Source organism: Mycobacterium sp., from assembly GCF_050700595.1.
Lineage (GTDB): Bacteria > Actinomycetota > Actinomycetes > Mycobacteriales > Mycobacteriaceae > Mycobacterium.
Genome location: NZ_JBOHHI010000232.1, coordinates 1 through 20,934 on the forward strand (window position 1 = coordinate 1; position 20,934 = coordinate 20,934).

The following is a 20,934-nucleotide window of genomic DNA, read 5'->3' on the forward strand; positions in this document are numbered from 1 at the left end:
GCGGTTGCGCGCGCAGCAGGCTCGCGTCGCGCGCGAGCGCGCGGCCGCGGTCGCCGCCGCGGTAGCCGACGCCGGGCGGCTGCTGGCGCAGCGACTGGTTCAGGTGGTCGGCGCCGCCTCGCGCAAGCGTGACGCACTGGCCACCGAACGCCAGCAGCGGTCGGTGGCGATGGCGGCGGTCCGCGACGAGGTGAACGCGCTGGATACCCGGATCGCAGCGCTCACCGAGTCGCTGCATCGCGACGAGGTGGCCAAGGCGCTGGCGGCGGAGCGCATCGAGCAGCTCGAGCAAATGGTGCTCGAACAGTTCGGGATGGCGCCCGACGATCTGGTCGCCGAATACGGTCCGCTGGTTCCGTTGCCGCCGACCGAGCTTGAGCTGGCCGAATATCAGCAGGCGCGCGAGCGCGGCGAGCAGGTCACCGCGCCGGCGCCGATGCCGTTCGACCGGGCCACCCAGGAGCGCCGGGCCAAACGCGCCGGACGGGATCTGGCCGAGCTGGGCCGGGTCAACCCGCTGGCGCTGGAGGAGTTCGCCGCACTGGAGGAGCGCTACAACTTCCTGTCCACCCAGCTCGAGGACGTCAAGGCCGCCCGCAAGGACCTGCTCGACGTCGTCGCCGACGTCGACGGGCGCATCCTGCAGGTGTTCGCCGACGCCTACGCCGACGTGGAACGTGAGTTCCGCGACGTGTTCGCCGCGCTGTTCCCGGGCGGGGAGGGCCGGTTGCGGTTGACCGATCCCGAGGACATGCTGGCCACCGGCATCGAGGTGGAGGCGCGCCCGCCGGGTAAGAAGATCAAGCGGCTGTCGCTGCTGTCCGGCGGCGAGAAGGCGCTGACCGCGGTGGCGATGCTGGTGGCGATCTTCCGGGCCCGCCCGTCGCCGTTTTACATCATGGACGAGGTGGAGGCCGCCCTCGACGACGTCAACCTGCACCGGCTGCTGCAGCTGTTCGACCAGCTGCGGGCTCAGTCGCAGTTGATCATCATCACCCACCAGAAGCCGACGATGGAGGTCGCCGACGCGCTGTACGGCGTGACGATGCGCGACGACGGCATCACCGCGGTGATCTCGCAGCGCATGCGCGGTCAGCAGGTCGATCAGCTCGTCGGCACCCCGGGATAGCGAGGAGTATTGGTGTCCGAAGGTGTGTGGATCGCGATCGCGGTCGTCGCCGCACTTGTCGTCATCACCGCGCTGATCCTGGGACTGGTCCGCCACCGCCGGCGGCGGATCAGCCTGTCGGCCCGTGAGCAGACGCTCGACCGCTCCGGCGGCTACACCGCGTCCTCGGGCATCACGTTCAGCCAGACAGCAATACCGGAGCGCATCGACACCACCGGACTGCCCGGCGTCGGCGATGACGCGACCATTCCGCGCGATGCACCCAAGCGCACGATCGCCGACGTCCAACTGCCCGAACCCGCGCCCGTCGCGCCGCCCGACATCGGCGCCATCGCGCCGCCGGACGGCCGGCTGGAACGACTGCGCGGCCGGCTCGCCAAATCGCAGAACGCGCTGGGCCGCAGCATGCTGGGCCTGCTCGGCGGCGGGGATCTCGACGAAGACTCCTGGGAAGAGGTCGAGGAGACCCTGCTGGTCGCCGACCTGGGCCCGGTGGCGACCGCCTCGGTGGTGTCAGCGCTGCGCGGCGAGCTGGCCGGCAAGAACGTGCGCACCGAGGCTGATGCCCGCGCAGTGCTGCGCGAGGTGTTGATCAACGAGCTGCAACCCGACCTGGACCGCTCCATCCGCGCGCTGCCGCATCCCGGGCACCCGTCGGTGCTGCTGGTCGTCGGCGTCAACGGCACCGGCAAAACCACCACGGTCGGCAAGCTGGCGCGGGTGTTGGTGGCCGACGGCCGGCGTGTCGTGCTGGGTGCGGCCGACACCTTCCGGGCCGCCGCCGCCGACCAACTGCAGACCTGGGGCGCTCGGGTGGGCGCCGAGGTGGTGCGCGGAGCCGAGGGCGCCGACCCGGCCTCGGTCGCGTTCGACGCCGTGGATAAGGGCATCGCCGCCGGCGCCGACGTCGTCGTCATCGACACCGCCGGCCGGCTGCACACCAAAACCGGGCTGATGGACGAACTCGGCAAGGTCAAACGGGTGGTGAGCCGGCGTGCGGCGGTCGACGAGGTGCTGCTGGTGCTCGACGCCACCATCGGGCAGAACGGGCTGGCGCAGGCGCGAGTATTCGCCGAGGTGGTCGACATCACCGGCACGGTGCTGACCAAGCTGGATGGAACGGCCAAAGGCGGCATCGTTTTCCGGGTGCAACAAGAATTGGGCCTACCGGTGAAGCTGGTCGGGCTCGGCGAGGGTCCCGACGACCTGGCGCCATTTGAACCCGGCGCGTTCGTCGACGCGCTGCTGGGCTGACATCACCCGAACATCTCCTGACATCGCCGCGTGGCGATCGCAAGGGCGGCGGAGCCGGGCGCTGGGGGCACCCCCAGCCGCGGAGCGGCGAGGGGGACGGGTTGTCACCATCACGTCGGTGAGCACGATGTAACCGGCGCGAAACCATGTTGCGTCGGATCCGAAACAACCCCTGCGCATTGTTTGACCAGGTCAATGACAGGAGGTTTGGGCGCGTGGACCAATTCCCGACGATGGGCGTGCCGAACACCGGTGACACCGCCTGGATGCTCGCCAGCTCCGCGCTGGTGCTGTTGATGACGCCCGGCCTTGCGTTCTTCTACGGCGGGATGGTGCGCGCCAAAAGCGTACTGAACATGATCATGATGAGCGTCAGCGCGATGGGCGTGGTGACCGTGCTGTGGGTGCTGTACGGCTACTCGCTGGCCTTCGGCGACGACGTCGGCAACATCGCCGGGAATCCTACGGAGTACTGGGGACTCAAGGGCCTGATCGGCGTCAATGGTGTTGCGGCCGTTCCGGCCGGTGATCCCGCCAGCTCGACCGCTGCGGTCGAGATTCCATTGGCGGGCAGCGTCCCCCAAACCGTCTTCGCGGCATTCCAATTGATGTTCGCGATCATCACGGTGGCGTTGATCTCCGGCGCGGTGGCCGACCGGTTGAAGTTCGGCAGCTGGATGTTCTTTGCGGCGCTGTGGGTGAGTTTCGTCTACTTCCCGGTCGCGCACTGGGTCTTCGCCTTCGACAAGGTGGCGGCAGCGCACGGCGGCTGGATCGCCAACAAGCTGCACGCCATCGACTTCGCCGGCGGCACCGCGGTCCACATCAACGCCGGCGTCGCCGGCCTGGTCCTGGCAATCATCCTCGGCAAGCGGCAGGGCTGGCCCAAAACCCCGATGCGCCCGCACAACCTGCCGTTGGTGATGCTGGGCGCGGGGCTGCTGTGGTTCGGCTGGTACGGGTTCAACGCCGGCTCGGCCACCAGCGCTAACGGCGCGGCCGGGTCGACGTTCGTCACCACCACCATCGCGACAGCGGCCGCCATGCTCGCCTGGTTGCTTACCGAGCGCATCCGCGACGGGCACGCCACCTCGCTGGGGGCCGCGTCGGGGATTGTGGCCGGATTGGTCGCCATCACGCCGTCGTGCTCGTCGGTCAACGTTTTCGGTGCGTTGGTGATCGGGGCGACCGCCGGTGTCGTGTGCGCGTTGGCGGTCGGTCTGAAATACCGGTTCGGCTTTGATGATTCACTTGACGTGGTCGCGGTACACCTGGTCGGAGGTCTTGCGGGCACGCTGCTGATCGGCCTGGTCGCGGCGCCGGGGACCACCGCCATCGCCGGTGTGTCGGGCGTGTCGCCCGGCTTGTTGTATGGGGGCGGCTTCGATCAGCTGTGGCGACAGACAATCGGCGCGGGCAGTGTTCTTGGCTATTCGGCTGTGGTGACAGCTATCTTGGCTCTGGCCATGAAACACACCATCGGGCTGCGGCTGGCCGCGGAGGATGAAGCCTCGGGCATCGACGAAGCTCAGCACGCCGAGGGCGGTTACGACTTCGCGGTTGTCGGCAGTTCGGTTCTTGCACATCCGGCTGAAGAGGAAAGAGGAAATGAAGCTGATTACCGCGATCGTCAAGCCCTTCACGCTCGAAGACATCAAGACCAGCCTCGAGGAAGCCGGGGTGCTGGGGATGACGGTCAGCGAAGTCCGGGGTTACGGGCGACAGAAGGGTCACACTGAGGTTTACCGGGGTGCTGAGTACTCGGTTGACTTTGTCCCGAAGGTCCGGATCGAGGTCTTGGTCGACGACTTTGCGACAGACAAAGTTGTTGACAGCATCGTTCGCGCGGCGCGCACCGGCAAGATCGGCGACGGCAAAGTATGGGTCAGCCCGGTGGAAACCGTTGTGCGGGTGCGTACCGGTGAGCGCGGGGCCGATGCCATATGAGACCAGCCCCAACTACCTGATCCGATCCGGGCAGGTATGAAACAGCACGGCGTAAGTTCTTTCCCGGCAACAGATTTAGCCGCTGCCCGGGCAAAGCTGCTGTCCAGCACGTCGAGTCAACTGGATGCGCCCGCGCTACGCCAAGCATGTTTGGAGCTGTACGAATCCTGGCTGATGGCAAAGGCCACCGAGATCGGTATCACGGCCGGTCGCGGTCTCGCTGTCGTCGCGACGGGCTCCCTGGGCCGTCGCGAGCTGCTGCCGTACTCCGACCTGGACCTGCTGCTGCTGCACGACAGCCTGTCCGCCGACATCGTCGGGCAGGTGGCAGATCGGCTGTGGTATCCGCTGTGGGACGCCAACATTCGTCTTGACCACAGCGTGCGCACCGTCGCGGAGGCACTGCGGGTGGCCGACGCGGATATTTCGGCCGGCCTGGCCATGCTGGACGCGCGTCACATCGCCGGCGATCAGCAGTTGTCGATGGCGCTCATCGACGGTGTGCGCCGGCAATGGCGCGCCGGAATCCGTTCCCGATTCGGCGAACTCGTCGAAACGGCGCAGGCGCGTTGGCGCCGCAGCGGCGAGATCGCCCACCGCGCTGAACCCGACCTGAAATGCGGCCGCGGCGGCCTGCGTGACGTCCAGTTGCTCGACGCATTGGCCCTCGCCCAGCTGGCCGACCGCCTCACCGTCCGCCGCCCGGGAACCTCAACGGCAGGTTCGCTGAGCGGCGCCTACCTCACCCTGCTCGACGTCCGCACCGAACTGCACCGCGTCTCGGGCCGCGGACATGACTTGCTATTGGCCCAGTACGCCGACGAGATCAGCGCCACTCTGCACGCCGGTGACAGATACGACCTGGCGCGGGCGCTGTCGGATGCGGCCCGCACCATCAGCTACCGCGTCGACGCCGGGCTGCGGACGGCCGCCAACGCGCTGCCGCGACGCGGCATCTCGGCGATGCGGCGGCGGTCGCGTCGTCCGCTGGATGAGGGCGTGGTCGAATACGCCGGGGAGATCGTGCTGGCCCGCGATGCCCGGCCGGAACGCGATCCCGGTCTGGTGCTGCGGGTGGCCGCCGCCGCGGCCGTCGCCAGGTTGCCGATCGCGGCGTCCACGCTGACCCGGCTGGCCGAAACCGCTGCCGAGCTGCCCACACCCTGGCCGCGCGAGGCGCTCGACAACCTTTTCGTGTTGCTGGCCGCGGGCCCGGCCGCGGTGGTGACAATCGAAGCGCTCGACCGCACCGGGCTGTGGGATCGGCTATTCCCGGAATGGGGCGCCGTTCGCGACCTTCCGCCGCGCGACGTCGTCCACATTTGGACCGTGGACCGCCACCTCGTCGAAACCGTCTCCCGGGCAAGAGTTTTCACCACCCGGGTAGCGCGTCCCGACCTGCTGTTGGTTGCCGCGCTGTTGCACGACATCGGGAAGGGCCGAGGCAGCGATCACAGCGTGCTGGGTGCGGAGTTGGCCACCCAGATCGGTACCCGGCTGGGGATGTGGTCGTCCGACGTCGAGATGCTGTCGAAACTGGTAGCGCATCACCTGTTGTTGGCGAAGGTCGCCACCCGCCATGACATAACCAATCCACAGGCCGTCGCGGCCGTTTCGGAGGCTCTCGGCGGGGATCCGGTGGTTCTCGACGTGCTGCACGCGCTGACCGAGGCCGACGCGCTCGCGACCGGCCCCACGGTTTGGAACGACTGGAAGGCGTCGCTGGTCGGCGACCTGGTGCGGCGCTGTCGAATGGTGATGGCCGGTGAGTCGTTGCCGCAGGCCGAACCGGTCGACCCGCACCATATTTCGCTGGCGGCCACCCACCGGGTGCATGTCGAGGTCAGACGCGGCAACGGTCCGCGCATCCACCACGCGGTGATGATCGCCCCAGACCAGCGCGGACTGCTGTCGAAGGCCGCCGGCGTACTCGGCCTCAACTCGCTGCGGGTGCATTCGGCGTCGGTGAATATCCACGACGGCGTCGCGATCAACGAATTCGTGGTCTCGCCGCACTTTGGTTCCCCCGCGGCCGCGGAACTGCTGCGGCAGCAGTTCATCACCGCGTTGGAAGGCGACATCGACGTCCTCGAGCTGCTGCACCGGCGAGCCTGTGACGCCCGACAAGCCGCGTCGCCTTCCGTCGGGCAGGTACGACAAGGCGTGCCGGTCACTTACCCGACCGCGCCGCCGCCGCGCATTCGCTGGTTCGACGGCGCCGGGCCCGGCGGGCTGATCGTGGAAATCCGCGCGACCGACCGGCCAGGCTTGCTCGCGTTGCTCGCCGGTGCGCTGGAGCACGCCGGAGTGGACATCATCTGGGCGAAGGTTGCCACCATGGGCTCGACGGTGGACGACGTGTTTTGTGTCGTGCTGCCGGCCCGCGCGACCGAGTCGATCCCAGCCATGCAGGCGGCGGTGGAGCGTGACTTGTTCGCGGTGTTGGTCTCCACCGGTTCCGACGAATCGCTCGACGAGGCTCGCTAGCCTTCCGCTACGACGCCGGTGTTCCCGGTGTCCGCGCACGACCCGGCGCTGGCGGCCAGGATGCTGACAAACATCTCATGCATTGCTCTGGCCTGGGCGCTAACCGCCTGGTAAACCTCGCCGTGCGTGGCGAACTGCGTCGCGATCACTGCCGATACCTCATCGGCCCCGGCCGGAACCAGGCCGACCGTCGGGCCGGCGGTAGCGGCTTCCCGTGCGGCCAGCGCCGAGCCGAGACTCGCTAATTTGGCGGACGCCGCCGACAACGCTTCCTTGTTCAGACCCTCGAAAGACATGGTTATCTCTTCCCTTTCCTTTAGACGAGAACCGTTTTGGGCATCACGGTGGGCTTGAAGCCATAACGGGGTGCTGCAAAGCCGTAAGATCCGCGGCCGGCCGAGGCGACCGACGGCATCCCGGCTGGCATGGTGGCCACCGGCACGCCTTCTTCGGCGGCAACGCTCCAGCCGGTGCCCGCCAACGTCGCCGAACCGGTGCCCGCCGGGGTGGCCGCAGACCAGCCGGCCGGCACCGACAACCCGCCGACCGCGGATGCCTGGCCCAAACCCGCCAACACCGGCGCGCCGCCGAAGCCTGCAGGACCCGTCGAGCCCGCCAGGACCGTTCCCAGGCCCGCGCCCAAGCCCTCCGGACCGACGGCATCCGCGAGGGCAGCTGCCGGGGTCATGCCGGCGAGGGTGTGTCCAAGCGCCACGGAGGTCGGGATGGTGTTCATGACAAACCACGCCGACGTGTTCACTGCTCCGTTCGTGGCATTCGACACGAACGGGATACCGAAGAAACTGTCGATCGAGCTCAAGATTCCACCCGACCCCGACGTGCCGGAGGCGCTTGCCAGCGGGGAGGCGAGGCTTCCCACCGTGGTTTGCAGGCCGGAAATCACCTGTGACAGCTGCGTCTGCAGACCGCCTGTGCCGGCCCCACCGACCGCGGCGGCTTGGGCGGCGATTCCCGACCCGTTGGCAATCGGCGCCGGCGAGGTCATCGGCTGAAGCACTCCGGCCGAATGTGAGCCGGCGGCGTAGCCGTACATCGCGGCGGCGTCCTGGGCCCACATCGCGGCGTAGTGAGCCTCGGTGGCCATGATCGCGGGCGTGTTCTGCCCGAGGAAGTTGGTCGCGACCAGGGCGGCCAGCTGAGTCCGGTTGGCCGCGATGACCGGGGGAGGCACCGTCATCGCGAAGGCCGCCTCGTAGGCGGCGGCGGACGCCATGGCCTGGACGGCGGCGTGCTCAGCGGCCGCGGCGGTGTGGTTCAGCCATGCCACGTAGGGCGCGGCCGCGGCGGCCATCGTCGCCGATGCCGGACCCAGCCACTCGTCGCCGGTCAGCAGTGAGATCACCGCCTCGTAGGAGGACGCGGTGGTAGCCAACTCGGCGCCCAGGGCACTCCACGCCGCCGCGGCGGCCATCATCGGTCCCGCCCCTGCGCCGGCGTACATGAGTCCAGAGTTGATCTCCGGACACAACGCTCCGAAATCCATTCCTGTCTCCTGCTCTTCGCTACACGACGGCCGGTTTGGGCATCACGGTGGGCTTGAGGCCATAGCGCGGCGCACCGAAGCCGGCGGCCTTCCCGGCTGTAGCCACCGACGGCATGCCGGCCGGGATCGTTGCCACCGGCGTGCTGTGTGGGGCAGCCGTCGTCCAGCCGGCGCCGGCCAACGTCGCAGGGGCAGGACCGACTGCCGAAGCGACCTCGCCGGCCCAACTGGGCGGCACCGACAAGCCGCCGACCGAGGATGCTTGGGCCAAATTCGCCAACACCGGCGCCGCGCCGATGCCTGCGGGGCTCACCGGCCCCACCGCACCCACCAGGCCCGCCAACCCGACGTCGGCAGCTCCCACCTCGGCAACCGCCTCGGCAGGAGCATCGAGAAGACCGCCGCCGGCAAGTCCGATCAGGTCCGACCCGGCGGAGGCCCAGTTCCCAGCGCCGATGTTGGCGATGTTGGCCAGGTTGCCTGACAGCCCACCCGGCCCGGTCCCGCCGAGGAGCCCGCCCAGCCCCGACGACCCGGACGACGATGAGCCAGCCCCCAAGAGCCCGCCGAGGATTCCCGAAGTCCCCGAGGAGGATCCGGCGGCAACCTGGTTGGCGGCCTCGGTGGTGCCATACGACGCGCCACTGGTGGCCAGGGTGTTCACAAACATCTCGTGAATCGCCGTGGCCTGGGCGCTGATCTGCTGGTACAGGCTTCCGTAGGAAGAGAACAGCATCGCCTGCAGCGTTGATACCTGATCGGCCGCCGCCGGAATCACCCCGGTGGTCGGGGCGGCCGTGGCCGCGCTTTGGGCGGTCATTGCCGAGCCGATACCTTCCAACTGGCTCGCGGCTGCGGGAAGCGCTTCAGACACTACGGTCACAAAAGCCATGAATTCTCCTCATAAGACACACCCGTTTGAAGTGCGTGGGGCACGTTGCACGTCCTTGAGCCTTCCTGAGACTTGCCCGGGAAAATGCTTCGGTAACGGTTTTTTAACGGTCGTGGGTGGACTCTTAACGGATCCAATCATCCGCGAATGAATTGGTAATTATTCCCTAACGCAGCCGTCGTGAACCCTTAACAGTGAGATTTCTTTAACAGCCCGGTTACGCCGCATGCGATCCCGGGCGTCAACTCCGGCCGGTACATCTTGCGGCGCGGTTATCGTCGCAGCTCAGGGCGGCAGCAGCGGCAGCGAGCGCGGAGCTGCCGGCCGCTGCCGTACGACGATCTTTCGGCGGCAATGATTTGCGCCGCTGGCATGCGCTCGGACGATAATGCAATGCCGAAGTTTGATTGGTATTTATTTCTTGTAATAATTGTGTTCGTCGAATTCCGCGATCGACCGCACAGGATTGCTGCGTCGTTATTCTGCGCGGTTGACAAGGTCGCGGATTTCAAGCCATTTGCGAATTCGTTCGGCGACGTTAGTCCATCCCGGTTCGAGCATCATGTTGTGCCCCATTCCGGGAAAGAATTCTGGTTCGGTCCGGTAAGCCCGCGCCGTAGCGCGCACTTCAGCGCTGGTGACCAACCCGTCGCGCTCGGCGCCGAGAACCAGGACCGGGGTGGTCACTCGCCCGGGTCTGACGCGACGCAAAATCGGATCAGTCAGGGAGGCCCGAAAGCTCTCGGGTCGCCAACCGGGTCCAAACCCCGTCAACGACGCGCTGATCGAATCCCATTAGGCTGGCACCGTGTTTGAATCGTTGTCCGACCGGCTGACAGGTGCGCTGCAGGGGCTGCGCGGCAAGGGCCGGCTGACCGACGCCGATATCGACGCCACCACCCGCGAAATTCGGCTCGCGCTGCTGGAAGCCGACGTGTCGCTGGTAGTGGTGCGGGCATTCGTCAGCCGGATCAAGGACCGCGCCAAGGGCGCCGAGGTGTCCGGCGCGCTCAACCCGGCGCAGCAGGTCGTCAAGATCGTCAACGAAGAACTGATCGCCATCCTGGGCGGTGAGACGCGCCGGTTGACGTTCGCCAAGACGCCGCCGACCGTGGTGATGCTGGCCGGTCTGCAGGGTTCCGGCAAGACGACACTGGCCGGCAAGCTCGCCGTCTGGCTGCGTGACCAAGGGCATACGCCGCTGTTGGTGGCCTGCGACTTGCAGCGCCCGGCGGCGGTGAATCAGCTGCAGGTCGTCGGCGAGCGCGCCGGGGTCACGGTGTTCGCGCCGCACCCGGGAGCATCGCCCGAAGCCGGGCCGGGCGATCCCGTCGCCGTCGCGTCGGCCGGGCTGGCCGAGGCGCGGGCCAAACATTTCGACGTCGTCGTCGTCGACACCGCCGGGCGGCTGGGTATCGACGACGCGATGATGGGCCAGGCCGCCGCCATCCGCTCGGCCATCGATCCGGATGAAGTGCTGTTCGTCCTGGACGCGATGATCGGCCAGGACGCGGTCACCACCGCGGAGGCGTTCCGCGAGGGTGTCGGCTTCACCGGTGTGGTGCTGACCAAGCTGGACGGTGACGCCCGCGGTGGTGCCGCGTTGTCGGTCCGCGAAGTTATCGGTGTGCCAATTCTTTTCGCGTCCACCGGCGAGAAGTTGGAGGACTTCGACGTCTTCCACCCGGACCGGATGTCCAGCCGCATCCTGGGCATGGGCGACGTGCTGAGCCTGATCGAGCAGGCCGAGCAGGTCTTTGACGCGCAGCAAGCCGAGGCCGCCGCGGCCAAGATCGGATCCGGCGAGCTGACCCTGGAGGATTTCCTCGATCAGATGCTGGCCATCCGGAAGATGGGCCCGATCGGCAACCTGTTGGGCATGCTGCCCGGCGCCGGCCAGATGAAGGACGCGCTGGCCGCCGTCGACGACAAGCAACTCGACCGGTTGCAGGCGATCATCCGCGGCATGACGCCGGCCGAGCGGGCTGACCCCAAGATCATCAACGCTTCGCGTCGGCTGCGTATCGCCAACGGTTCCGGCGTGACGGTCTCGGAGATCAATCAGTTGGTCGATCGGTTCTTCGAGGCCCGCAAGATGATGTCGTCGATGGTCGGCTCGATGGGAATTCCGGGGCTTGGCCGCAAATCGTCCACCCGTAAGGCCGGAAAAGCGAAAGCGGGCAAGGGCAAAAAGGGCAAGAAGCGCGGCCCGACACCGCCGAAGCGAAGTCCGATGGGTTTGCCGGCCGGATTCCCCGATCTGTCACAGCTGCCCGAGGGTCTTGACGAATTACCGCCCGGACTGACCGAGTTCGATTTGTCTCAGCTGAAGTTCCCGGGCAAGAAATAGCCGCATGCGCCTGTCCGTGCGTGGGCGCGGATTGCCCGACGGCGACCCTGCGCAGTGGTGGATCGTCGACGGCGAGCTCAGCGCCGAGCCCGTCACACATGCCGAGACCGTGTTCGACGGGGGCTGGATCATCCCGGGGCTGGTCGACGCGCACTGTCATGTCGGCATCGGCCCGGGCGGCGGGGTCGAGCTCGACGAGGCGATCCGTCAAGCCGAAACCGAGCGTGACGCGGGTGCCCTGCTGCTGCGCGACTGCGGCTCGCCGATCGACACCCGCAGCCTCGATGATCGCGACGACCTGCCCCGGATCATCCGGGCGGGGCGTCATCTGGCCCGCCCGAAACGCTATCTGCGCGGTGTGCCGATCGACATCGACGACGAATCGCAGCTTCCCGCGGCGGTGGCCGAACAGGCACACCGCGGCGACGGCTGGGTCAAGCTGGTCGGCGACTGGATCGATCGCGACGCAGGAGATTTGGCCCCGCTGTGGTCCGATGAGGTGCTCAAGACAGCGATCGACACCGCTCACGCCCACGGCGCACGGGTCACCGCCCATGTGTTCGGCGAGGACGCGCTACCCGGACTGATCAACGCCGGCATCGACTGCATCGAGCACGGCAGCGGGCTCACCGACGACACGATCGAGTTGATGGTCTCTCGCGGCACCGCTTTGGTGCCCACGCTGATCAACGTCGAGAACTTCCCCGGCTTTGCCGACTCGGCGGCGCGCTACCCACGCTATGCCGATCACATGCGCGACCTGTATGTCCGCGGCCCGCAGCGGGTCGGCGCCGCGCGCGAGGCCGGCGTGCCGATCTACGCCGGCACCGACGCCGGCGGCGGGATCGCCCATGGGCGGATCGCCGACGAGGTCGAGGCGCTCAAGGGCATCGGAATGAGCGCCACCGCGGCATTGGGCGCGGCGTCGTGGGACGCCCGCCGCTGGCTGGGTCGTCCCGGTCTGGACCACGGCGCGTCGGCAGACCTGTTGTGCTACAACGATGATCCACGCCAAAGTGCGGACCTGCTGAACCGGCCTGACCTGGTCATCTTGCGCGGGCAGATGTTCTGACCTACGGGCCGCTGCGGCCGGCGGATAGGATCGGCGCATGCCGTTGGCCCCCGGGGCGACCTTCGCCGGGTACACCATCGTTCGGATGCTGGGCACCGGCGGGCTGGGCGAGGTGTATCTCGCTCAGCATCCCACGCTTGCGCGCCACGACGCGTTGAAAGTCCTGCCCAGGGCGATGACGGCGGATCGCGAGTTTCGAACGAGATTCACCCGTGAGTCCGAGATTGCCGCAGCGCTGTTTCACCCGCACATCGCGCAGACGTATGACCGCGGCGAGTTCGAGGGACAACTGTGGATCGCAATGGATTACGTCAACGGCACCAATGTCGCACAACTCATGCGGGAGCAGTTTCCGGTCGGGATGCCGGCGGGCGAGGCCCTTGCGATCGTGACCGCGGTCGCCGGGGCATTGGATTACGCGCACCAGCGCGGAATCCTGCACCAGGATGTCAAACCGGCCAACATCTTTCTCACCAATCCAGACGACGGTGAACAACGGACCTTATTGGCCGACTTCGGAATAGGCCGTCCGCTCAGTGCGGCCGGCAGACGGACCGCAACCAACTTGACCGCGGCAACGGTCGCCTACGCCGCACCGGAACAACTGCTCGGCTCGACCATCGACGGGCGCGCCGACCAGTACGGGCTGGCCGCGACCGCATTTCATCTGCTCACCGGGGCGCCGCCGTACGAGGATTCCGACCCCGCGATGGTCATCAACCATCATCTCGGCGCCGTACCGCCGAAACTCAGTGATCGACACCCGGAGCTGGCACGCCTCGACGGCGCGCTGTCCAAAGCTTTGGCCAAAAATCCCGCGGACCGGTTCACCAGCTGTCACGAGTTCGCCGACGCGCTCAGTGATCGCGCCTGGAGCAGGGATCGCAGCCCCGAAGCATTCCTGAGCATCGTCGACTACCCGGACGAGACGATGCGCGACGCCGCGGTCGGGAAGCTCGCGCAGCACGGTCGACACGGCGCCGGCTCGCTATCGGCGATGACCACGTGGGTGCGCAGCCGGCCCTGGATTGTGCTCGGGTCGGTAACCGCGGCGGCGTTGTTGTTGTTAACCGGCTTGTTCGTCGGCATCATGGTCGGCCGACAAAACGACGCGGCGTCCACGCAGGCCGCCAGCCCCACGACCCGCTCCCCGGCTGCCGCACCGACGAGCAGCATTGCGGCCAGACCTGGACCGGGTGAGGCGCTCGACGGCGCCTATCAGGTTGACGTGAACCGGGCGGAGCAGACGTACAACGCAAATCCCGATCCTCAACCACCCAACGTGACCACCTGGTGGGCGTTTCGTTCGTCGTGCACACCCGCCGGGTGCGTGGCCGCCGGAATCATGCTCGACGACAAGAAACATCTGGTGGCCAGCCCGTCGGGTGGTGGGCACCCGATCGTGCTGGATTTCCGCGACGGTGCCTGGCAGTCCCGGCCCGAGACCGTGCAGTTCCCGTGTATCGGACAGGACGGGACAACCGCAATGCAGACCACCAAGCAGGTGTTGTCGGTGCAACCGGCCGGCCACGGCCCGCTGCGTGGTGTCATGACCGTCACCGTCGAGAGCAATGAGTGCGGCCAACAAGGAGCGGAGATAGTGATCCCGGTGGTTGCCGGACGGACCGGTGACGTGCCGCCGGGCGTCACGGTGCCCGGGCTGCCGTCGGTGACCGAGACGCCTGCCGCGCCGACCACCACGCGGACCCGCTGACCGGGCCGGGAAAGAAAGATTGTAAGTACTCACTATCTATGATATGGTCCGCTGAACCGAGACAAGAGGAGCAGTGCTGATGACTTATGACGTGATCGTTCGTGACGGCCTGTGGTTCGACGGCACCGGCAGCCCACCGCAGATCCGCACGCTGGGCATCCGCGACGGCGTCGTGGCTAAAGTCTCCGCCGAGTCCCTCGACGAAACCGGCTGCCCCGAGGTGATCGACGCGGCCGGGAAATGGGTGGTGCCCGGTTTCATCGACGTGCACACCCACTACGACGCCGAAGTGCTGTTAGATCCCGGGCTGCGGGAATCGGTGCGTCACGGCGTGACCACGGTGTTGCTCGGCAACTGCTCGCTGTCCACCGTCTACGCCGACTCGGCCGACGCCGCCGACCTGTTCAGCCGGGTCGAAGCGGTGCCCCGCAAGTTCGTGCTCGGCGCACTGGAAGCCAAGAAGACGTGGTCTGGTCCCGCCGAGTACGCCGCCGCCCTCGATGACTTGCCGCTGGGCCCCAATGTCGGCTCGATGCTGGGACATTCGGATCTGCGGACCGCAGTGCTGGGGCTGGGGCGGGCCACCGACGACGACGTCAGGCCGACGGATGCCGAACTGGACCGGATGGCGGCCATGCTCGACGAGGCGCTCGATGCCGGGCTGCTCGGCATGTCCGGAATGGACGCGGCGATCGACAGGCTCGACGGGGACCGCTACCGCTCGCGGGCACTGCCGTCGACGTTCGCCACCTGGCACGAGCGCCGCAAGCTGATCGCGGTGCTGCGCAAGCGCGGCCGGATCCTACAAAGTGCTCCCGACGTCGCCAACCCGCTGTCGGGGCTGCTGTTCTTCTTGTCCAGCAGCCGGATGCTTGGGCGCCGCAAGGGTGTTCGGATGAGCCTGCTCGTGTCGGCGGACGCGAAGGCGATGCCGGGCTCGGCGGGCGTCTTCGGTCCCGTCACCCGGTTACTCAACGCCGTGCTGGGTGCCAGCGTGCGGTTCCAGCACCTTCCGGTGCCGTTCGAGTTGTACTCCGACGGAATCGATCTCCCGGTCTTCGAGGAGTTCGGCGCGGGAACCGCGGCGCTGCATCTGCGTGACCAACTCGAGCGCAACAAGCTGCTGGCCGACACCGCATACCGGCGTAAGTTCCGGAAGGAGTTCGACCGTCGCAAGCTCGGACCCTCGTTGTGGCACCGTGACTTTCACGATGCGGTGATCGTCGAGTGCCCCGACAAGACGTTGATCGGCAAGAGCTTCGGTCAGATCGCCGACGAGCGCGGACTGCACCCGCTCGACGCATTTCTCGACGTGCTCGTCGAGAATGGGGAACGCAACGTGCGGTGGACCACCGTCGTCGGCAACCACCGGCCCAAACAGCTCAACAAGCTCGCCGCCGAACCCAGCATCCACATGGGCTTTTCGGACGCGGGTGCGCACCTGCGCAACATGGCCTTCTACAACTTCGGAGTGCGGCTGCTCAAGCGGACGCTGGACGCCGAGCGCGCCGGCGCGCCGTTCCTTGCCGTCGAACGTGCGGTGTATCGGCTGACCGCCGAGGTGGCCGAGTGGTTCGGCCTCGACGCGGGCACGCTTCGCGAAGGCGACCGTGCGGACTTCGCGGTGATCGATCCGGCCGGCCTCGACGAAACGGTGGAGGGTTATTACGAGCAAGCGGTGCCGTTCTATGGCGGGCTGAGCCGCATGGTCAACCGCAACGACGCCGCCGTCGTCACCACCGGGGTGGGCGGTGCCGTGGTGTTCCGCAACGGCGAGTTCCGCGACGGCTACGGCACGTCGGTGAAGTCGGGCCGTTTCCTGCGTGCCGATGCCCGTCAACCGCACCGGGTGCAGGTCTGAGATGGCGAGAACCCAGCAGCAGCGCCGCGAGGAGACGGTTGCGCGGCTGCTCGAGGCCAGTATCGCGACGATCGCCGAAGTCGGATATGCGCGTGCGTCGGCTGCGGTAATCACCAAGCGCGCCAACGTGTCTGTCGGTGCGCTATTCCGGCATTTCGACACCATGGGTGATTTCATGGCTGCCACCGCCTGCGAGGTGTTGCGCCGTCAGCTCGACGAAATCGGCAAAAGGCTCGCCGAAATTCCAGCCGACCAGCCGGCCTTGGCGGCGGCACTGACCATCCTGCGCGACGTCACCGGCAATTCCACCAATACGGTGATGTATGAACTCATGGTCGCTGCCCGCACCGACGAAAAGCTCAAGGCCACTTTGCAACACGTGCTGGAGCAGTACAGCTCGAAGATCTACGACGCGGCACGGGCGCTGCCCTACGCCGACAACGTTCCGGAAGAGACCTTCCCCGCAGTGGTGGCGCTGCTGACCAATATCTTCGACGGCGCCGCGCTGGTGCGCGCCGTGCTCCCGCAACCCGACATCGAAGGCCAGCGCATCACCCTGCTGACGTCACTGCTGGGTGGTCTGTTCCCGGGGTTGACCGCCACGGCCGAGTGACACGCGACGGGGGCTAGGCGTCGGCGAGTCTACTCAATGCGCCGTCGAGCGTGCGGTGCAGCGAGATGACCTCGTTCAGGCCCAGCAATGTGAGCGGCCGGTGGGTGGCCGGGCCGTCGGCAACCACCGCGAACCGGTCCGGGTCGGCCATCTTGCCGTGGGCTGCCATCAGGACGCTGATCCCCGCCGACCCGAGGAACTCAACCCGGGAAAGGTCGACGACCAGCCCATTCGGGTTTTTGGCGAGGGCGGATTCGAGTGCATCGGCCAGCTGGGGCGCGCTGAGCATGTCCACGTTTCCGCTCACCGGTACCACGATCAGCTGGCCAACCCACGTCTCGTCGACGTTGAAGTCGCTGCTGTCTGGTTGAGATGGGGTATTCGGTACAGCGTGGTGGTCTTCGGCCATCATCGCTCCTCGTTGCGCGTACCTGGACGGTCCGCTGGCGTCTACGACATGCTGTGGCTAGGGCTGTTGGCTAGGGCTGTGGCTCAACCCGGTAGCGGTGCCGGCGGATGCCCGCGCAATGCCGCGCAGGCCCATATTCGACTCCTGCAAAATAAGGTGCCACCTCATCGGCAGCCTAGCCCACCGCAGAGGCCGCCGCGACCGCCCGGGCACGCCCGGGTGCTCCTACAGCGTGCCGATCGCCGATGGCGGGTTGAGGGCGAAACCCCAGTCCAGCAGGCTGGCAGCCTGATCCCAATAGGTCGGTCCGCCCTCGTGTACCAGCCCGTACAGCATCGCGATCACCAGCCGTCGGCCGTCGCGGGCGGCGGCGCCGACGAACGTCTTGCGGGCGGCGTCGGTGAAGCCGGTCTTGCCGCCGATCGCGCCCGGATACCGGTACAGCAGTTCGTCCTGGTTGACGATCTGATGCTCGCCTCCATCACCGGGGAACATCGCCGACGGCTCGGCGATGATGTGGGCGAACACCGGATTGGCCAGCGCCGCCCGGAAGATGACGGCCAGGTCGTGCGCCGTTGAGGAGCCGGAGCCACCCGGTCCGTCCAGGCCCGACGGGGTGGCCGCATGAGTGCTCGCTGCGCCCAGCGCGGCTGCTTTGGCGTTCATCTTGGCCACGGCGGCCGCCTCGCCGCCCAGCATCTGAGCCAGCGTGTTGGCGGCATCGTTGCCCGACACCAGCAGCAGGCCGTCCAGGAGTTGGCGTGCGGTGTATGTGCGACCGGCTTTGATACCGACACAGTTGCACTCGACCTGGGTATCGGCTTCGTCGGCGACCACGGTGGAGTCCAGGCTCAGCTCGTCGAGCGCCGCCAGCGCCAACAGCACCTTGATCGTGCTCGCCGGTGGGTGGCCGACGTTCTGGTCACGCGCGGCCAGCACCCGACCGGTGTCGAGGTCGGCGACAATCCAGGTCTGAGCCGGGCCGTCGGGAATCGGCACCGAGCCGGCTGGCTGCACGGTAGTGTCGGCCCACGCTGCAGGGCTCTGCCCGAAGACGGCGGCGATCGCGACCGCGAAACACGCCATGACCTTTCGCATGGGCATTGAGCCTAATTGCGGCCACCTCATCGTGTTCAATCAATTCCCATGTTGAGTCAGGCCGAAATCTCCGACCGATTGGAGATCCAGCAGCTATTGGTGGACTACTCCACCGCGATCGATCTGCGCCGATTCGACGACCTCGACACGGTGTTCACCCCGGACGCACACATCGATTACAGCGCCTTCGACGGAATCGTGGGCCGCTATCCGGAGGTGAAGGCGTGGCTGGCGGAGGTGTTGCCGAATTTCGCCAACTACGCCCATATGCTGGGTCTTCCGTCCATCCGGCTCGATGGTGACACCGCCACCGCGCGGACCTTCTGCTTCAACCCGATGGTGTTCGGCGGGAAGGCCGTCACCACGATGCTGCTGGGGCTCTGGTACGACGACGAGTTCGTCCGTACCCCGGAAGGCTGGCGGATGAGCCGGCGCGTCGAGACCAAGTGCTTCGACCGGCGTCCGTGACGTCTGCGAGTCGCGGATTTCCACCCGACATCGGCGTTCTGGCACAATGGGCGGCTGCACACGCGAGGCAAAACCGGATCCCGGCATCCCGCCCGGATCGCTGAATTGCAGCGTGACACCCACAGGAGAAGTCGCTTAACCATGGCTGTGAAGATCAAGCTCACCCGGCTTGGCAAGATCCGCAATCCGCAGTACCGCATCGCTGTCGCTGACGCCCGGACCCGGCGCGACGGGCGCGCGATCGAAATCATCGGCCGCTATCGCCCCAAGGAAGAGCCGAGCTTCATCGAGATCGACTCCGAGCGGGCCCAGTACTGGCTGTCCGCGGGTGCTCAGCCCACCGAACCCGTGCTCAAGCTGCTGAAGATCACCGGGGACTGGCAGAAGTTCAAGGGGCTGCCCGGGGCCGAAGGCAAGTTGAAGGTCGTCGAACCCAGGCCGACCAAGCTGGAGCTGTTCAACGCGGCGCTGGCTGCCGCCGAGGGCGCGCCCACCACCGAGGCAGCGACGCCGAAGAAAAAGAAGGCCCCGGCCAAAAAGGCCGCGGCCCAGAAGGTCACCGCTGAGAATGCCGACGAGCCGGCCGGCGAGCAGGCCGAGCCGACGGCCGAAAGCTGACTGCCGCCATGAGTACCGCCGTCGTCGACGCCGTCGAACACCTGGTGCGCGGGATCGTCGACAACCCCGATGATGTCCGGGTTGACATGGTCACCAACCGGCGTGGCAGGACCGTGGAAGTGCACGTGCATCCGGATGATCTCGGCAAGGTCATCGGTCGCGGCGGACGCACCGCGACCGCATTGCGCACGCTGGTCGCCGGAATCGGCGGCCGCGGCATCCGCGTCGACGTGGTGGACACCGACCAGTAGGCGGCCATGGAGCTGACGGTCGGGCGCGTGGTCAAAGCGCACGGCGTCGCCGGCGAGGTTGTCGTCGAAGTCCGCACCGACGACCCGGAGGCCCGGTTCGCGCAGGGTACGGTGTTGCGCGCCAAAGGATCCGACGGTCAGGAGCGCCGCTACGCCGTCGACGCCGCACGTGAGCACGGTGGGCGGCTGCTGGTCCGGTTAGCCGGGGTGGCCGACCGCGTTGCCGCCGATGCGTTGCGGGGCAGCCTGTTCGTCATCGAGTCCGGGGAACTGCCGCCCATCGACGAGCCGGACACCTACTACGACCACCAGCTGGAAGGCCTTCGGGTGCGCACGACGGCGGGCCGCGACATCGGCACCGTCGCCGAGGTGCTGCACACCGCCGCCGGTGAACTGCTGGCGGTCCGTCGCGACGACGGCGGCGAGCTGCTGGTGCCATTCGTCGGCGCGATCGTGACATCGGTGTCGTTGGACTCGGCCACCGTCGAGATCGATCCGCCCGAGGGCCTACTGGAACTGGGGCGGTAATGCGCATCGATGTCGTGACGATCTTCCCGGCCTACCTGGACCCGCTGCGGCAATCGTTGCCGGGCAAGGCGATCCAGTCCGGACTCGTGCAGCTGGAGGTGCACGACCTGCGGCGCTGGAGCCACGACGCGCATCACTCGGTCGATGACGCACCCTACGGCGGGGGCCCGGGGATGGTGATGAGGGCGCCGGTCTGGGGCGAAGCGTTGGACGAGATCTGCTCGGAGACTTCGCTTCTGGTTGTTCCCACTCCCGCCGGTGCATTGTTCACCCAGGCGACCGCCGAGCGGTGGAGCAGCGCGGCGCACCTGGTGTTCGCCTGCGCCCGCTACGAGGGTATCGATCAACGGGTCATCGAAGACGCCGCACGGCGGATGCCGGTGGAAGAGGTCTCGATCGGCGATTATGTGTTGCCCGGCGGCGAATCGGCGGCATTGGTCATGATCGAAGCCGTCCTGCGATTGCTGCCCGACGTCATCGGCAATCCGCAGTCCCACCAGGATGATTCGTATTCCCCGGGGAATAGCGGCCTGCTGGAGGGTCCGTGCTACACCAGGCCGCCTACCTGGCGTGGGCTCGACGTGCCCGAGGTGCTGCTGTCCGGTGACCATGCGCGGATCGCCGAGTGGCGCCGGGCGGCAGCATTGCAACGGACCCGGGAGCGCCGGCCGGACCTCCTTCAGTAGCGCCGCGTTTCACGCGTCGAGTGTGTGGCTAGTGGCCGTCATTTTTGCGAATT

20 protein-coding genes and 1 pseudogene are annotated in these 20,934 nt (G+C 67.3%); 15 read left to right on the top strand and 6 right to left on the bottom strand.

Annotation, left to right across the window (positions count from 1 at the left end):
* The 5 genes from ACRDTL_RS20925 to ACRDTL_RS20945 all read left to right on the top strand — a co-directional run.
* Positions 1 to 1,129: AAA family ATPase (locus tag ACRDTL_RS20925; RefSeq protein ID WP_431508612.1), on the top strand; the 1,129-nt coding region annotated here is incomplete at its 5' end.
* Positions 1,130 to 1,141: 12 nt separating this feature from the next.
* The gene (ftsY, locus tag ACRDTL_RS20930) at positions 1,142 to 2,383 is read left to right on the top strand and encodes a signal recognition particle-docking protein FtsY (RefSeq protein WP_431508613.1); all 1,242 of its coding nucleotides are present in this window, start codon (positions 1,142 to 1,144) and stop codon (positions 2,381 to 2,383) included.
* Positions 2,384 to 2,598: 215 nt separating this feature from the next.
* A complete protein-coding gene (locus tag ACRDTL_RS20935) occupies positions 2,599 to 4,122 on the top strand; it encodes an ammonium transporter (RefSeq protein ID WP_431508614.1) in 1,524 nt (507 codons plus the stop codon).
* Entirely contained in the window at positions 4,037 to 4,330 is a 294-nt protein-coding gene (locus ACRDTL_RS20940) for a P-II family nitrogen regulator (RefSeq protein ID WP_431508677.1), read from the top strand. The genes ACRDTL_RS20935 and ACRDTL_RS20940 overlap by 86 nt, the downstream gene beginning before the upstream one ends.
* A gap of 36 nt (positions 4,331 to 4,366) precedes the next feature.
* The gene (locus tag ACRDTL_RS20945; protein ID WP_431508615.1) at positions 4,367 to 6,817 is read left to right on the top strand and encodes a [protein-PII] uridylyltransferase; all 2,451 of its coding nucleotides are present in this window, start codon (positions 4,367 to 4,369) and stop codon (positions 6,815 to 6,817) included.
* Here ACRDTL_RS20945 and ACRDTL_RS20950 read toward each other — a convergent pair.
* The 4 genes and pseudogenes from ACRDTL_RS20950 to ACRDTL_RS20965 form a co-directional block, all read right to left on the bottom strand.
* The gene (locus ACRDTL_RS20950; protein ID WP_431508616.1) at positions 6,814 to 7,113 is read right to left on the bottom strand and encodes a PE family protein; all 300 of its coding nucleotides are present in this window, start codon (positions 7,111 to 7,113) and stop codon (positions 6,814 to 6,816) included. The two genes, ACRDTL_RS20945 and ACRDTL_RS20950, sit on opposite strands and share 4 nt — an antisense overlap.
* 20 nt (positions 7,114 to 7,133) lie before the next feature.
* Positions 7,134 to 8,321: a PPE family protein gene (locus ACRDTL_RS20955; protein ID WP_431508617.1), complete on the bottom strand. Its 1,188-nt coding sequence runs from the start codon at positions 8,319 to 8,321 to the stop codon at positions 7,134 to 7,136.
* Positions 8,322 to 8,340: 19 nt separating this feature from the next.
* Entirely contained in the window at positions 8,341 to 9,213 is an 873-nt protein-coding gene (locus tag ACRDTL_RS20960) for a PPE family protein, SVP subgroup (protein WP_431508618.1), read from the bottom strand.
* Positions 9,214 to 9,690: 477 nt separating this feature from the next.
* Positions 9,691 to 9,957, bottom strand: a pseudogene (locus tag ACRDTL_RS20965) (alpha/beta hydrolase); the annotation flags it as partial.
* Between the two features lie 64 nt (positions 9,958 to 10,021).
* Between ACRDTL_RS20965 and ffh the strand changes: the two are divergent.
* The 5 genes from ffh (at position 10,022) to ACRDTL_RS20990 (ending at position 16,823) form a co-directional block, all read left to right on the top strand.
* A complete protein-coding gene (ffh, locus tag ACRDTL_RS20970; protein WP_431508619.1) occupies positions 10,022 to 11,563 on the top strand; it encodes a signal recognition particle protein in 1,542 nt (513 codons plus the stop codon).
* Between the two features lie 4 nt (positions 11,564 to 11,567).
* A complete protein-coding gene (locus tag ACRDTL_RS20975) occupies positions 11,568 to 12,635 on the top strand; it encodes a metal-dependent hydrolase family protein (protein WP_431508620.1) in 1,068 nt (355 codons plus the stop codon).
* Positions 12,636 to 12,672: 37 nt separating this feature from the next.
* Complete coding sequence (locus tag ACRDTL_RS20980) at positions 12,673 to 14,349, top strand: serine/threonine-protein kinase (protein WP_431508621.1); 1,677 nt, start codon at positions 12,673 to 12,675, stop codon at positions 14,347 to 14,349.
* Between the two features lie 79 nt (positions 14,350 to 14,428).
* Positions 14,429 to 16,210 (top strand): N-acyl-D-amino-acid deacylase family protein, encoded by a 1,782-nt coding sequence (locus tag ACRDTL_RS20985; protein WP_431508622.1) that lies wholly within the window; start codon positions 14,429 to 14,431, stop codon positions 16,208 to 16,210.
* Position 16,211: 1 nt separating this feature from the next.
* A complete protein-coding gene (locus ACRDTL_RS20990) occupies positions 16,212 to 16,823 on the top strand; it encodes a TetR/AcrR family transcriptional regulator (protein ID WP_431508623.1) in 612 nt (203 codons plus the stop codon).
* 13 nt (positions 16,824 to 16,836) lie between these two features.
* Here ACRDTL_RS20990 and ACRDTL_RS20995 read toward each other — a convergent pair whose 3' ends face one another.
* Positions 16,837 to 17,235 (bottom strand): STAS domain-containing protein, encoded by a 399-nt coding sequence (locus tag ACRDTL_RS20995; protein ID WP_431508624.1) that lies wholly within the window; start codon positions 17,233 to 17,235, stop codon positions 16,837 to 16,839.
* Between the two features lie 222 nt (positions 17,236 to 17,457).
* Positions 17,458 to 18,330, bottom strand: a complete 873-nt coding sequence (locus ACRDTL_RS21000; protein ID WP_431508625.1) for a D-alanyl-D-alanine carboxypeptidase family protein — start codon at positions 18,328 to 18,330, stop codon at positions 17,458 to 17,460.
* A gap of 48 nt (positions 18,331 to 18,378) precedes the next feature.
* On the opposite strand from ACRDTL_RS21000, the gene ACRDTL_RS21005 reads away from it, so the two are divergent.
* The 5 genes from ACRDTL_RS21005 (at position 18,379) to trmD (ending at position 20,881) form a co-directional block, all read left to right on the top strand.
* A complete protein-coding gene (locus tag ACRDTL_RS21005) occupies positions 18,379 to 18,798 on the top strand; it encodes a nuclear transport factor 2 family protein (RefSeq protein WP_431508626.1) in 420 nt (139 codons plus the stop codon).
* A 141-nt stretch (positions 18,799 to 18,939) separates the two neighbouring features.
* Positions 18,940 to 19,416: a 30S ribosomal protein S16 gene (gene rpsP, locus ACRDTL_RS21010; RefSeq protein ID WP_431508627.1), complete on the top strand. Its 477-nt coding sequence runs from the start codon at positions 18,940 to 18,942 to the stop codon at positions 19,414 to 19,416.
* 8 nt (positions 19,417 to 19,424) lie between these two features.
* A complete protein-coding gene (locus ACRDTL_RS21015) occupies positions 19,425 to 19,667 on the top strand; it encodes an RNA-binding protein (RefSeq protein ID WP_431508628.1) in 243 nt (80 codons plus the stop codon).
* Positions 19,668 to 19,673: 6 nt separating this feature from the next.
* Positions 19,674 to 20,195, top strand: a complete 522-nt coding sequence (rimM, locus tag ACRDTL_RS21020) for a ribosome maturation factor RimM (protein ID WP_431508629.1) — start codon at positions 19,674 to 19,676, stop codon at positions 20,193 to 20,195.
* Positions 20,195 to 20,881: a tRNA (guanosine(37)-N1)-methyltransferase TrmD gene (gene trmD / locus ACRDTL_RS21025; RefSeq protein WP_431508630.1), complete on the top strand. Its 687-nt coding sequence runs from the start codon at positions 20,195 to 20,197 to the stop codon at positions 20,879 to 20,881. The genes rimM and trmD overlap by 1 nt, the downstream gene beginning before the upstream one ends.
* Positions 20,882 to 20,934: the final 53 nt, after the last annotated feature.